Here is a 13,897-nt window from a genome sequence, read left to right as displayed (position 1 = left end):
GTCAGAAGGCTCCAATCAGATAGACGAAGGTGAAGACGCAGATCCACACCAGGTCCAGGAAGTGCCAGAACAGGCTCAGGCACGACACACGGGTGATGTTGGTCGGGGTCAGGCCACGGCGGTAGACCTGGTGCATGACCACCGCCATCCAGATCAGGCCGCTGGCCACGTGCAGGCCGTGGGTGGCGACCAGCGCGAAGAACGCCGACAGGTAGGCACTGGTGCTGGGGCCTGCGCCTTCGTGGATCAGGTGCGAGAACTCGTAGATCTCCATGCCGATGAACGAGGCACCGAGCACGAAGGTCACGCCCAGCCAGCGCAGTACTGCCGAGGTGTCGTGGCGATGCATCGCCAGTACGGCCTGTCCGTAGGTGATGCTGGAGACCAGCAGCAGGAAGGTCTCGGCCATCACGAACGGCAGCGAGAACAGGTCCTTGCCGGTGGGGCCGCCGGCGTAGGCGGTGCTGAGCACCGCGTACGAGGCGAACAGCGAACCGAACAGCACCAGGTCGGACATGAGGTAGACCCACATGCCGAACACCTTCATGCCGCCCTGTTCGTGGCCATGGTCGTGTTCGTGGTGGTCCTCGTGTGCCTGCGTGTCGCTGGCCAGCTCGGGGCGGGTCAACAGGTTCATGCGCGTACCTCCTTCAGCTTGGCAAGGTTGGCCGCTTCGGTGCGCGCCACCTCTTCGGAACTGACGTAGTAGTCCACATCCTGGTCGTAGGACCGCACGATCAGGGTCACGATCATCGCGATGAAGCTGGCCGCGGCCATCCACCAGATGTGCCAGACCAGGGCGAAGCACAGCATCAGGATCCAGATGTTGAGGATCAGCGGCACGCCGGTGTTCTTCGGCATGTGGATCGGTGCGTACTTCTTCGGCGGCGGCGGCAGGCCACGCTTCTTCGCTTCGTGGAAGGCGTCCAGCTCATCGGCCTTGGGCACCACGGCGAAGTTGTAGAACGGCGGCGGCGACGGCGTGGCCCATTCCAGCGTGCGTGCGTTCCACGGGTCGCCGGTCAGGTCCAGGTTGCGCTTGCGGTCGCGCACGCTCACGTAGATCTGCACCAGCATCAGGATGATGCCCGCGAACACGAACAGCGCACCGATGAAGGCGGCGATCAGGTACGGCGTCCACGCCGGGTTGTCGTACTGGTTCATGCGGCGGGTCATGCCCATGAAGCCCAACATGTACAGCGGCATGAAGGCCAGGTAGAAGCCGATCACCCAGCAGGCGAACGACCACTTGCCCAAGCGCTCGTTGAGGGTGAAGCCGAACACCTTCGGGAACCAGTAGGCGAAGCCGGCCAGGTAGCCGAACAGCGCGCCGCCGATGATGGTGTTGTGGAAGTGCGCGACCAGGAACAGGCTGTTGTGCAGCAGGAAGTCGGCGCCCGGGATGGCCAGCAGCACGCCGGTCATGCCACCGATGGTGAAGGTGACCAGGAACGCGATGGTCCACAGCATCGGCACGCTGAATTCGACGCGGCCACCGTACATGGTGAACAGCCAGGTGAAGATCTTCACGCCGGTGGGGATGGCGATGATCATCGTCATGATGCCGAAGAAGGCATTGACGCTGGCACCGGAGCCCATGGTGAAGAAGTGGTGCAGCCAGACGATGAACGACAGGATGCCGATCGCCAGCGTGGCACCGACCATCGACTTGTAGCCGAACAGCTTCTTGCGCGCGAAGGTGGCGGTCACTTCGGAGAAGATGCCGAACGCCGGCAGCACCAGGATGTACACCTCCGGATGGCCCCAGGCCCACACCAGGTTCACGTACATCATCGGGTTGCCACCCAACGTGTTGGTGTAGAAGTTGAAGTCCAGGTAGCGGTCCAGGGTGAGCGCACCCAGCGCCACGGTCAGGATCGGGAAGGCGGCGATGATGATCACGCTGGTGACCAGCACGGTCCAGGTGAACACCGGCATCTTCATCAGGGTCATGCCCGGCGCACGCATGCGCAGGATGGTGATGAACAGGTTGACGCCGGTCAGCAAGGTGCCGACACCGGACGCCTGCAATGCCCAGATGTAGTAGTCCACGCCGACGCCTGGACTGAACTCGATGCCCGACAGCGGCGGATAGGCGACCCAACCGGTCATGGCGAATTCGCCAACGCCCAGCGAGATCATCATCAACGCTGCGCCGACCACGAAGATCCAGAAGCTGAAGGCGTTGAGGAACGGGAACGCCATGTCGCGCGCACCGATCTGCAGCGGCACGATGATGTTCATCAGGCCGACCACGAACGGGGTGGCCACGAAGAAGATCATGATCACGCCGTGCGCGGTGAAGATCTGGTCGTAGTGCTCCGGTGGCAGGAAGCCGTCACTGCCCGGCCCAGCCGCCGCCAGCTGCGCGCGCATCATCAGCGCATCGGCAAAGCCACGCACCAGCATGACCAGCGCCACCACCACGTACATGATGCCGATCTTCTTGTGGTCCACGGTGGTGAACCAGTCGCGCCAGAGCGGACCCCACAGCTTGAAGTACGTCACCGCGCCGAGCAGCGCGAGGCCGCCCAGCACCATGGCCGCCAATGTGACCACGACGATCGGCTCGTGCAGTGGCACGGCCTCCCACGTCAATTTACCCAACATGTTCGTTACTCCTGGGAATCCTGGGCACCGCCGGCAGCGCCCGCCGGGGTAGCAGCAGCGGTGTTCTCACCGACGCCGATGAACTGGTCGATGACCTTCTTGAACAGCAGCGGTTCAACACTGGAGAAGTGCTGCACCGGTGCGTTCTTCGACGGTGCGGCCAGCGCTTTGAACTGCGTGAAGCTGAGCGCGTCGGGCGCGCTGCGCACCTCGGCCACCCAGCGCTCGAAGTCTTCGTTGCTGCTGGCGGTGGCGATGAACTTCATGTTCGAGAAGCCATGCCCGCTGTAGTTGCCGGACATGCCACGGAACTGGCCGGGCTCGTTGGCGATCAGGTGCAGCTGCGTGCGCATGCCAGCCATCGCGTAGATCTGCCCACCCAGCTGCGGGATGAAGAAGGTATTCATCGTCGAGTTGGAGGTGATGTTGAACGCCAGCGGGCGGTTGGCGGGGAAGTTGAGCTGGTTGACCGTGGCGATGCCCAGGTCCGGGTACACGAACACCCACTTCCAGTCGGTGGCGATCACGTCCACGTGCAGCGGCTCACCGGCCACGTCCAGCGGCTTGTACGGGTCCAGCTCGTGGGTCGACTTCCACACGATCACCGCCAGCACCGCGATGATGATCAGCGGCACGCCCCAGACCACGATCTCCACCTTGGTGGAGTGCGACCAGTCCGGCGTGTATTTCGCTTTGGTGTTACCAGCGCGGTAGCGCCAGGCGAATACGAAGGTCAGCACGATGGCCGGTATCACCACGATCAGCATCAGGCCGATGCAGATCAGGATCAGGTCGCGCTGGGCGAGCCCGACCATGCCCTTCGAATCCAGCAGCACCCAGTCACAGCCCGACAGGCCGACGCAGGCCAGGGCGACCAGCGCCAGGCGGATGCGGTTCCAGCAGATATTCATTGGAGGTCAACCCTGTTGAAGAAGCGCGCTTGACCGGCTCGCCTGCGCGCAGCGCCCGGGCGTGGAGCGGCTACACTGTGGGTACGAGGTCGCCTACAAGCAGGCGAACCACTCCAATCAAGCCCATACAAGATACATCATTGTATGGACTTGTGCATCTGTACGTATGGAAAAAACTGTCCGATGACGCCACCTGCCGCCGGCCGCCGCCTGAAACACCCCAATCGCACCTGGGTTCGCCCCTTCCGCGAGGGCGCAGGCCCGCTGTACCTGCAGATTGCCCAGCAGGTGCGCGAGGCGGTGGATGACGGCGTGCTGCGCCCGGGCGACCGGCTGCCGCCGCAGCGCGACCTGGCCCAGCAGGTGGGCGTGGACCTGACCACGGTCACCCGCGCCTTTGCCGAACTGCGCCAGGCCGGCCTGCTCGACGCGCAGGGCGCGGGCGGCACCTTCATCGCGCTGTCGGCCGGCAACCGCAGCACCTCGGTCGACCTGAGCATGAACATCCCGCCGCTGCTGGGCAGCGCGCCGTTCGCACAGGGCATGGAGGCCGGCTTCCAGCACGTGGGCCAGCAGCTGGGCCAGGGCGAACTGATGAGCTACCACGTCGGCGCCGGCACCCGCGAGGACCGCGCCGCCGCCGTACAGTGGCTGGCACCGATGCTGGGTACGGTCGGCGCGGACCAGGTAGTGATCTGTCCCGGTGCGCAGACCGCGCTGTGCGCATTGATCCTGGCCCGCACCCAGCCGGGCGAGCTGATCGCCGCCGAACAGCTGACCTACCCGGGCCTGCTGGCCGCCGCGCGCGTGCTGCAGCGGGGCGTGGTGCCGGTGGCGATGGACGCCGAAGGCATGCTGCCCGAGGCTCTGGAAGAAGCCTGCCAGCTACGCCGCCCGCGCCTGCTGTACCTGGTGCCGACCATCCAGAACCCGACCACGGCAACGATGTCGGCGCAGCGCCGGCAGGCCCTGCTGGCGGTGGCGGAGCGCCACGATCTGACCGTGATCGAAGACGATCCCTACTGGTTGCTGGCCGGTGACGCCGCGCCACCGCTGGCCGCCCACCGCGACGCCGGTTGCCCGGTGTATTACATCTCCACCCTGTCCAAGTGCCTGGCGCCGGGCCTGCGCACCGCCTACCTGGTGGTGCCGGCCGGCGAGCCGATGGAACCGGTGCTGGACGCCCTGCGTGCGATCGCACTGATGCCGACCCAGTCGATGGTGGCGGTGGCGTCGCAGTGGATCCGCAGCGGCCAGGCCCGGGACATGGTGCAGCGCTTCCAGCAGGAACTGCGCGAGCGCCAGGCGATTGCCGCGCAGTTCCTGCCGCCCCGCGCCCAGGCGCATCCGGCCGGCCTGCATGTGTGGCTGCCGCTGCCGCCACGGCTGGACCAGTACCGGTTGATCCAGGCCGCACAGGAACAGGGCCTGGGCATCGCCAGCTCGGATGCCTTCAGCGTGGAAGAGCCGCCGCCGGGCAACGCGATCCGCCTGTCGCTGGGCGGCGCGGTCGACCAGGGCGCGCTGGCCGGGGCGCTGGCCAAGCTGAACGAGATTCTGTCCGAAGCCCCCGAGGCCCGGCACAACGCCATCGTCTGAACCGGGCACATGGCGCTTCATCCATACAAGATGATATTTTGTATGCAATGTATGGATGAAGGGACGTGCATCGATGCGCGCCGAGAAACTGAAGTTCCACCTGGTGATGGCCGGGTGCGGTGGCTTTGTGGTGTTGATGCTGGCCGCGCTGGCCTGGGTCTGCCTGCAGCCGCAGACCGTGGACGTGCAGGCCGCCGAACGCCACGCCATCGAGCAGTGCGTGCAGCGCAGCGAGGATCCGTCGCGTAGCGAGATCCAGCGCCGCGCGCAGGCCGATTCCTGCCGCGAGATGCGCAAGCAGTACGTGCACAAGTTCGGCGGGGACGCGTCCTGATGGGCGCAGCCGCGCCGCGTCGCCGCTGGCTGCTGCCGACGATGATCGCCCTCGCCTGCCTGTTCATGGCTGGCGTCGCGGCTGCGCTGTGGCAGTACTTCGGCTACAGCGCGCAGTCCACCTTCACCGAACAGGCCATCGTCTTCGACGATTCGCAGCTGCGCCTGCCGGCCGATCTGGCCGGTGATACCGGCCGCATCCGCGTGGTGCATTTCTGGGACCCGGCCTGCAGCGTGTGCAACCGCGAGACCGGTGCGCACCTGAGCTACCTGATCAGCATGTACCGCCGCGCCGGCATCGACTTCTATGCGATCCGCCGCCCGGGTACGCAGGGAGAGCTGCCCGAGCCGCTGCGCAACAAGGTGATCAACCTGCCGACCATTGATGGCATCGAACACATCCCGGCCAGCCCCGCCGTAGCCATCTGGGATCGCCAGGGCCACCTCGCCTATGCGGGGCCGTACAGCATCGGCATGGTCTGCAACTCGGCCAACAGCTTTGTCGAACCGCTGCTGGACAGACTGGTGCGCGGCGAAACCGTGCGCCCGAAAGGACTGCTTGCCGTGGGCTGCTACTGCCCCTGGCAGGCCAAGCGCTGAGGACGCGCAATGACATCACTGACGCTGGCCGGTGCGGCCGCCGCAAACAACAACGGCGGTCACCTGTCCGAACCGACCGATGGTTATGGACAGGCTCCCGCCGTTGGAAGCAACGATACGCCCCGACATGCTCCGTACATGCCGCGACCGGATGTCGCAGCGCGCGAATGGGTGCAGGACGTGCTCGCGCACAACGGGCCGATCTACCTGCGCATCGTCAATTCGCTGGAACGCACGGTGCGCCGTGGCGGCCTCGCACCCGGACAGCGCCTGCCCTCGCAGCGTGCGTTGGCGCAGCAGCTCGGCATCGACCTGACCACGGTCACCCGCGCCTTCGATGAAGCACGCAAGCGCGGCCTGATCGAAGCACGCGGGCCACAAGGCAGTTTCATCGCACCGCCCAAGGCCGGCTTCGACCAGGTGGTGGACCTGAGCATGAACGTGCCGCCGGTGCCCGACGCCGATGCGCTGGCCGAGACCCTGCGCCGCGGTGCCGCCGCCGTGCTTGCACGCAGCAACGCGCCCAACCTGATGACCTATCACCTGGGCGGCGGCAACCCGACCGACCGCCACGCAGCGGCGCGCTGGCTGCAACCGATGCTGGGAAAGGTGGACGACGCCTGCCTGCTGCTGACCGAAGGCGCCCAGGTGGCGCTTGCCGCGATCCTGGTCAGCCAGGGCCGCGACGATGATGCGATCCTCTGCGATGCGCTGGTCTATCCGGGCCTGCTGCAGGCCGCCGCCGCACTGGGCCGGCGGCTGCTGCCGGTGGACAGCGACGAACACGGCATGTGCCCCGATGCGCTGGCCCGGCTGGCACGCGAAAGCGGCGCGCGGTTGGTCTATCTCAATCCCACCTGCCAGAACCCGACCGCGCTGACCCTGCCGCTGCAGCGGCGCGAAGCGCTGGCGCGTGTTCTGGAGAGGGAAGGCCTGCTGGCGATCGAAGATGATCCTTACTGGCACCTCGCCGAGGATGCACCGACACCGCTGGCGGCGCTGGCACCGCGCCATGTGTTCTACGTGGCGACGCTGTCGAAGGTGATCAGCCCCGGCCTGCGCACTGCGTTCGTGCAGTGCCCAAGCGCTGCGCACGCCGAGGCGATGACGGCTGCATTGCGGGCGACGCGGCTGATGGGCCATCCGCTGGTCTCGGCGTTGGCCAGCCAGCTGCTGCTGGATGGTTCGGCGCAGTCACTGCTGGCCCAGGTGCGCACCGAGGCACGCGAGCGCATGCGCATGGCGCGCTACCTGCTGGCGCCATCGCTGCTGCAGCGCGCGGAAGGCCTGCATGCCTGGTGCCGGGTACCAGCGCCGTGGACCGACGCCACGCTGGTGCGTACCGCACAGCTGCAGGGGCTGGCGATTGCGCCATCTTCGGCGTTCTGCCCGCAAGGCGTGTCTTACCCAAATGGCGTGCGGCTGTCGCTGGGGCTGGCGGCGGACCGCCGACAGCTGGAGAGTGCGCTGCGACGGATTGATCGGTTGTTGTTGTCCGATGCGTTGCCGGCGATCGAGCGGTAGCCCTGGAATGGGATGTGCCGACCAACGGTCGGCACCCACCCGACCGGTAGTGCCGGCCGCTGGCCGGCGGAAGATTCCCCGGCACGGTTGGAATGTGCCAACCAAGGTTGGCACCTACCCGACCGGTAGTGCCGGCCGCTGGCCGGCGGAAGATTCCCCGGCACGGTTGGAATGTGCCAACCAAGGTTGGCACCCACCCGACCGGTAGTGCCGGCCGCTGGCCGGCGGAAGATTCCCCGGCACGGTTGGAATGTGCCAACCAAGGTTGGCACCTACCCGACCGGTAGTGCCGGCCGCTGGCCGGCGGAAGATTCCCCGGCACGGTTGGAATGTGCCAACCAAGGTTGGCACCCACCCGACCGGTAGTGCCGGCCGCTGGCCGGCGGAAGACTCCTCAGCACGGTTGGAATGTGCCAACCAAGGTTGGCACCCACCAGATCGGAGGTAGATCGTGGAATGGGATGTGCCGACCAACAGTTGGCACCCACCCGACCGGTAGTGCCGGCCGCTGGCCAGCAGAAGATTCCCCGGCACGGTTGGAATGTGCCAACCAAGGTTGGCACCCACCCGACCGGTAGCGCCGGCCGCTGGCCGGCGGAAGATTCCCCGGCACGGTTGGAATGTGCCAACCAAGGTTGGCACCCACCCGACCGGTAGTGCCGGCCGCTGGCCGGCAGAAGATTCCCCGGCACGGTTGGAATGTGCCAACCAAGGTTGGCACCCACCCGACCGGTAGCGCCGGCCGCTGGCCGGCGGAAGATTCCCCGGCACGGTTGGAATGTGCCAACCAACAGTTGGCACCCACCCGACCGGTAGTGCCGGCCGCTGGCCGGCGGAAGACTCCTCAGCACGGTTGGAATGTGCCAACCAAGGTTGGCACCCACTAGATCGGTAGCGCCGGCCGCTGGCCGGCGGAAGATTCCCCGGCACGGTTGGAATGTGCCAACCAAGGTTGGCACCCAGCAAAGCAGGGTCAGGCCAAGGCGGAGAGGGCCTTCACCAGCGCATCCATCTGCTCCGGCCGGGTGAACACCGATGGCGTCACGCGTACACAGGCACCCGATTCCAGGCCATCGCGATACGTGGCGAAAATCCGATGCTCATCCAGCAGTCGCTTCTGCAGAGCCATGTTGTCAGACACGCCGGTGCGCCCGCGCAGGCGGAAGCTGGCCAGCGCACTGGCCAGCGCCGGGTTCGGCGAGGACAGCACCTCGATGTGCGCCATCTGCCGCGCTGGCAGCGTCCAGCGCTCGCGCAGGTAGCGCAGCCGCGCCTGCTTGTTGGCCACGCCGATGCGCTGATGCAGGGCAATCGCCTCCGGCAGTGCCAGGTAGGCGGCGAAGTTGACCGTACCGGTGTGCACGCGGCTGCCGACACGGCCATCATCGGTCTCGCCCATGTACGGGTCCAGGTCCGCCACGCGCCCCTTGCGCACGTACATCGCGCCGACGCCGACCGGCGCGCCGATCCATTTGTGCAGATTGATGCCCACGAAGTCAGCCTTCAGATCCGGCACGGCGTAGTCGATCTGACCGAAACCATGGGCAGCATCAACGATCACATCGATACCGCGTGCGCGCGCACGCTCGGCGATCTCGGCCACCGGCAGCACCAGCCCATGGCGATGGCTGACCTGGGTCAGCAGCACCAGTTTCAGGCGCGGCAACCGCGCGAACGCGGCCTCGTAGGCCTGCAGGATCTGCGCGTGGTCGGGCACGGCCGGTAGCGCGATACGCTCGACCTGCACGCCGCGACGCTGCTCCAGCCAGCGCATCGCGCCGATCATGCTGTCGTAGTCGATGTCGGCATACAGCACCTGGTCGCCGGGCTGCAGGCGGTTGTAGCCACCGATCAGCGCCAGCATCGCCTCGGTGGCCCCCCGCGTCAGTGCGATCTCATCAGCACCCACACCCAGCAGTTCGGCTACCTCTCGCTGCACCGCCATGTATTGCGCCGGAAACGCGCGGCGCCCATACCAAGCGTTGCCACGATTCACTTCAGCGGTGTGGCGCTGGTAGCTGGCCAGCGTCTCACGACCCATCGCGCCCCAGTAGCCGTTCTCCAGGTGGTTCACTTCATCGGTGATGTCGAAGTGGCTGGCCACGGCGGCCCAATAGCCTTCATCGTGGGCCAGCACGTCCGGCGCCACGGTCGTCGAGGGAATCTCCATCGGCGAAGCGTAGCGCGCAGCGGCGCTGGCAGGCAGTGAAGACAGCGCAGCTGCAGCCGGCAGCAGGGTGCCGGCACGCAGCAGGGAACGACGACGAGCGTCCATCAGAAGGTCAGCCGGTACTGCGCGTACAGGTTGGCACCGTCGGTGTCGTACGGCGCGTTGCGCGAGTAGACCAGGCCACGGCTGGCCTGGAACGTGGCCTCATCCGGGTAGCGATCGAACACGTTGTCGGCGCCCACGCGCAGGCTGTGGTGCTCGTTGATGCGATAGCCCACGGCCAGGTCGAGGAAGCTCATCGCACCGAAGCGTTGGTAGATGTCGCCCACCGCGTTGCCGCTGGAATCGGTCCAGGCGCCGTAGTAGCGCATGCGCGCCATCAGCGACCAGGCACCGATGTCCCAGCTGCTGGTCAGACTGCCCTTGTGCTCGGGCAGCCGGTCTTCGAACAGCACGCGCTGGGTTTCGTTGGTGGCCACCGAGGTGCTGCCGTTGTCCACGCGGGTGCGGTTGTAGTTGTAGGCCAGGGTCAACGTCATGCGGCCGGCGCCGAGGTCGCGCAGGTAGTTGCCAACCACGTCCACGCCGGTGGTGGTGGTGTCGAAGTCGTTGGTGAAGTAGTTCACCGAGGTATAGCCCAGCGGATTGGGCGTACCGGCCGGAATGGCGAAACTGGCCGACTGGCTGAAGCGGTCGGTGAGCTTGATCTGGTAGACATCCACCGAGCCGGACAGGCCCAGGTCGGTGCGCCAGGTCAGGCCCAGCGACGCGGTACGCGATTCTTCCGGCTTCAGCGGCCGGGCACCGAGCAGCTGCGCCAGCGGATCGTTCGGCGACAGGCGGCCACTGGTGAAGATCTGCAGCGTGCGCGTATCCAACCCCTGAGTGGTGCTGGTGGTGTTGAGCTGCGCCGGCGTCGGCGCGCGGAAGCCGCTGGACACGGTGCCGCGCAGGGCCACGTCCGGGGTGATCGCAAAGCGCGCCGACAGCTTGCCATCCAGTGTGCTGCCGAAGCTGGAGAAGTCCTCGTAACGGCTGGCCGCACCGATGCTCCAGCGCTCACCCAGCGGCACCTCCATGTCCACGTAGGCGGCCTTGCTGCGCTGGCTCCACTGCCCGGCCTGGCTGGCCGAGAAGCCCGGTGCACCGTTGGAGTTGGCTTCCAGCCCAGCGGCGGCGCCCGGGCCCACCGCGTACGAAGCCGGATCACCGGCACGCACCTGGTAGGTCTCCTGGCGGAACTCGCCACCAAAGGCAACGTTGATCGGCTTGGACAGCGCGGCCACGTCCCATTCGTAGTTGAAGTCGGCGTTGGCGTTCTTCTCGGTCTGGGTCAGGCGGCCGAGATCGAACGCGGTCGGGCTGGCGGGACCCAGCGAGGCGTTGATCGAATTCTTCAGGCTGTAGTCGATGGCATTGCGGCCATACGAGGCGCTTACATCCCAGCGCAGCTTCGGCGTGATCTCACCGCGCAGGCCACCGACCAGCTGCAGGTCGTTCTGGACGTTGCCGTACTGCGGGCTGAAGCCCACCGGGTACAACGAACGCAGGTTCCAGCCCGGGAAGATGGCGGTGGTGCGATACGCGCCGGTGGTGGTGTCCGGGTTGCGCCAGTTGAAATCGCTGACACCGTCGCTGTGGCTGTACAGACCGAGCGCATACAGTTCCAGTGTCTCGCTGGCGTCGGCCTTCACGTTGAAGCCGACGCGGCGGCTTTCCAGCTCCGGCTGGCCCCAGCGCTGCACCGGGTTGGGAACGTCCAGCTCGGGATGTGCGGACTGGAAGGCGATGGCATCGGGGCGCTGGCGGGTGCGCGAGGTGGCATCGGAATTGGAGGATTCAGCGAACAGCACCAGGCTGCCATAGTCGCCCAGCGACCAGCCGGTGCGCGCACTGAAGTCGCGGGAGGCACCGTCGCCCTGCGCGTACTGCGAATAGCCGGCGGTGATCTCGGTGCCCGGACCATCCTCGAGGATGATGTTGATGACACCGGCGATGGCGTCCGAGCCGTACTGCGCCGATGCGCCGTCGCGCAGCACTTCGATGCGCTTGATCGCGCTGGTCGGAATCTGTGCTAGGTCGGCCGCCTGTGCACCACGGTTGCCGAGCAGCGCGCTGCGGTGAAAGCGGCGGCCGTTGACCAGCACCAGGGTCTGGTCCGGCGACAGGCCACGCAGGGTGGCCGGACGCACGAACACCTGGCCGTCGGCCATCGGCAGGCGCTGCACCACGAAAGACGGCACCAGCTGCGCCAGCACGTCCTTCAGGTCGGTGGATTCGACGGACGTGATGTCTTCCTTGGTGAACACGTCCACCGGCGCCAGTGTTTCGAACTGGGTGCGGTTGGAGGCGCGGGTACCGGTGACCAGCATCGCGTCGAGCTGGGTGGGTGCGGCGTGGCTGCCGCCGGCGGCATCGACCGCATCGGCTTCTGCTGCGATCGCGCCTCCTGCGCTGGCCATGGAAAGGGCGAGGAGGATGGAACGCGAAAGCTTCGAACGATGCACGGCAGGGCTCCGGGAGGACGCGACAGGGCCAGCACCTGTGCGCACACAACAGGCCTGGACAAGGCGCGCAGTCTCGGCGCGATGTGTGAAGGAGGCATGACGTCAGTACGACAGCTTGATGCGCCAACCAAGGTTGGCCCCTGCCAGGGCTCATCCGTAGATCCACGCCATGCATGGGTGGCAATGAAGACCCACGCCCCATCCCCGCACACTGCGGCTAGCCGTTGGCGTCGTCGCCAAAGCCGAAACGGGCCGGCCGTGCCGTTCGCAGCGGAACGAACATCATGGCGGCGAACACCACCAAGGCGGGGGTGGACATGATCCAGATGCCCCTGTTGCGAATCCCGATCCCCATGAAGTCGACCTGCAGATCGCCGATCCATTGCAGCTGCGTCAGTATCATCACCAGCCCGCCGATAGTCGCGCACGGCAACCCACCGTGACCGGCCCCCAACAACGTCGGTGTCAGAAACCCGCCCAGCAACGCGAAGCCGACACGGTACACCCAGGGATTGCCGCGCCACCGTGGCGCGCCGAACAACATCAGCAGCATCAGCGCCAGGGTCAACAGACTGGGAAGTACCCAGAGGGCAAGCAGCATTTCGATCATCTCGAACATCGGCCGGGCTCCGCTGGCCTGGCATCCCACGTCGTCGATCGCATCTCCCTGCCCCTCATCACGTCCATGAAGCACGCATTGTTGCCGGTACGCAGGCAGACGCAAAGCCCCGGCAGCGCAAGAACTGCTAAACGCCGCGCCTGCCGATCCGCTACTGTGCCGGCATTGGATGCGGGGAACGGCAGGATGAGCGCGGCAGGCAAGGCGTTGTGGTACATCGAAACCCATGCGGACCAGCCCTTGGCGCTGGCCGATATCGCCGCCGCAGCGGGGCTGTCGCCGTTCCATCTGTCACGCCTGTTCCAGGCCCGCACTGGCACCTCGGTGGTGCGCTACCTGCGGGGACGGCGCCTGACCGCTGCGGCGCAGCGGTTGGCCGACGGGGCGGGGGATATCCTGCAGGTCGCGCTCGGAGCCGGCTATACCACCCATGCCGCGTTCACCCGCGCCTTCAACGAACAGTTCGGGCAGACGCCGGAACGGGTACGCGAACAGGGCACCGATGGCCTGGCGCTGGTACAGGCGATCCGCGTGGACGATGCGCCGGCGCCCTGCGGTGAGGCGCCGCGACTGCTCGACACACCCGCTTTTCAGGTGGCGGGCATCGGCATGCGGCATACCCGCGACAGTGGCGGTGCAATTCCCGGCCAATGGGCGCAGCTCAACCGCGAATGGCCGACGCCCGCTCCAATCAGCTTCGGTGTGTGCTGCAACAGCGACGACGATGGCGGCTTCGATTACATTGCCGCACTGCCCGCCAGCGCGCTGCCGACCGTGCCGGCGCACTGGCAACGGGTGGACGTGCCGGCGCGCCGCTATCTTGTGGCCTGGCACGGCGGGCACATCTCGGCCATCCGCTCGACCTGGTTCTGGCTGCTGGATCATTACCTGCCCGGCTCCGGCCTCAGCCTGGCCAATGCACCCGATCTGGAGCGCTACGACACCCGCTTCGACGAGCACACCGGCAACGGCGGCGTGGAGATCTGGCTGCCGGTCGACGAACGTCCCAACTGACAAGGAACTG

11 protein-coding genes are annotated in these 13,897 nt (G+C 66.5%); 5 read left to right on the top strand and 6 right to left on the bottom strand.

Annotated features, from left to right (window positions below; translation table 11 throughout):
- Position 1 precedes the first annotated feature (1 nt).
- Genes cyoC through cyoA form a run of 3 tightly spaced genes read right to left on the bottom strand, consistent with a single transcriptional unit; the run spans position 2 to position 3,521 of the window.
- Positions 2-637 (bottom strand): cytochrome o ubiquinol oxidase subunit III, encoded by a 636-nt coding sequence (gene cyoC / locus JLDANKMP_RS19805; RefSeq protein WP_080281857.1) that lies wholly within the window; start codon positions 635-637, stop codon positions 2-4.
- Entirely contained in the window at positions 634-2,610 is a 1,977-nt protein-coding gene (gene cyoB, locus JLDANKMP_RS19800; protein ID WP_212561919.1) for a cytochrome o ubiquinol oxidase subunit I, read from the bottom strand. Before cyoB ends, cyoC begins: the two co-directional genes overlap by 4 nt.
- A gap of 5 nt (positions 2,611-2,615) precedes the next feature.
- Entirely contained in the window at positions 2,616-3,521 is a 906-nt protein-coding gene (cyoA, locus tag JLDANKMP_RS19795) for a ubiquinol oxidase subunit II (RefSeq protein WP_212561918.1), read from the bottom strand.
- Positions 3,522-3,704: 183 nt separating this feature from the next.
- On the opposite strand from cyoA, the gene JLDANKMP_RS19790 reads away from it, so the two are divergent.
- From JLDANKMP_RS19790 to JLDANKMP_RS19775, 4 genes are read left to right on the top strand one after another with little or no spacing between them, the layout of a single operon-like run.
- Positions 3,705-5,120 carry a PLP-dependent aminotransferase family protein gene (locus JLDANKMP_RS19790; protein WP_212561917.1) on the top strand — a complete coding sequence of 472 codons (1,416 nt, stop codon included), beginning with the start codon at positions 3,705-3,707 and terminating at the stop codon, positions 5,118-5,120.
- A 55-nt stretch (positions 5,121-5,175) separates the two neighbouring features.
- A complete protein-coding gene (locus tag JLDANKMP_RS19785) occupies positions 5,176-5,454 on the top strand; it encodes a hypothetical protein (RefSeq protein ID WP_005420041.1) in 279 nt (92 codons plus the stop codon).
- A complete protein-coding gene (locus JLDANKMP_RS19780; RefSeq protein ID WP_049395335.1) occupies positions 5,454-6,053 on the top strand; it encodes a DUF6436 domain-containing protein in 600 nt (199 codons plus the stop codon). Before JLDANKMP_RS19785 ends, JLDANKMP_RS19780 begins: the two co-directional genes overlap by 1 nt.
- 9 nt (positions 6,054-6,062) lie before the next feature.
- Complete coding sequence (locus JLDANKMP_RS19775; protein ID WP_059035718.1) at positions 6,063-7,577, top strand: PLP-dependent aminotransferase family protein; 1,515 nt, start codon at positions 6,063-6,065, stop codon at positions 7,575-7,577.
- Between the two features lie 973 nt (positions 7,578-8,550).
- On the opposite strand, the gene JLDANKMP_RS19770 is transcribed toward JLDANKMP_RS19775, so the two are convergent.
- The 3 genes from JLDANKMP_RS19770 to JLDANKMP_RS19760 form a co-directional block, all read right to left on the bottom strand.
- A complete protein-coding gene (locus JLDANKMP_RS19770; protein ID WP_212561916.1) occupies positions 8,551-9,852 on the bottom strand; it encodes an aminotransferase class V-fold PLP-dependent enzyme in 1,302 nt (433 codons plus the stop codon).
- Entirely contained in the window at positions 9,852-12,254 is a 2,403-nt protein-coding gene (locus JLDANKMP_RS19765; protein WP_212561915.1) for a TonB-dependent receptor, read from the bottom strand. Before JLDANKMP_RS19765 ends, JLDANKMP_RS19770 begins: the two co-directional genes overlap by 1 nt.
- Positions 12,255-12,471: 217 nt before the next feature.
- Positions 12,472-12,873 carry a hypothetical protein gene (locus tag JLDANKMP_RS19760; RefSeq protein WP_212561914.1) on the bottom strand — a complete coding sequence of 134 codons (402 nt, stop codon included), beginning with the start codon at positions 12,871-12,873 and terminating at the stop codon, positions 12,472-12,474.
- Positions 12,874-13,059: 186 nt separating this feature from the next.
- Here JLDANKMP_RS19760 and JLDANKMP_RS19755 point away from each other — a divergent pair, with 186 nt between their 5' ends.
- Positions 13,060-13,887 (top strand): AraC family transcriptional regulator, encoded by an 828-nt coding sequence (locus tag JLDANKMP_RS19755; RefSeq protein ID WP_049417720.1) that lies wholly within the window; start codon positions 13,060-13,062, stop codon positions 13,885-13,887.
- Positions 13,888-13,897: the final 10 nt, after the last annotated feature.

Source organism: Stenotrophomonas sp. PE591 (genome assembly GCF_018320795.1).
Classification (GTDB): Bacteria; Pseudomonadota; Gammaproteobacteria; order Xanthomonadales; family Xanthomonadaceae; genus Stenotrophomonas; species Stenotrophomonas maltophilia.
Note: the sequence above shows the minus strand (reverse complement) of the source record. Positions and strands in the feature narration are given on the sequence as shown.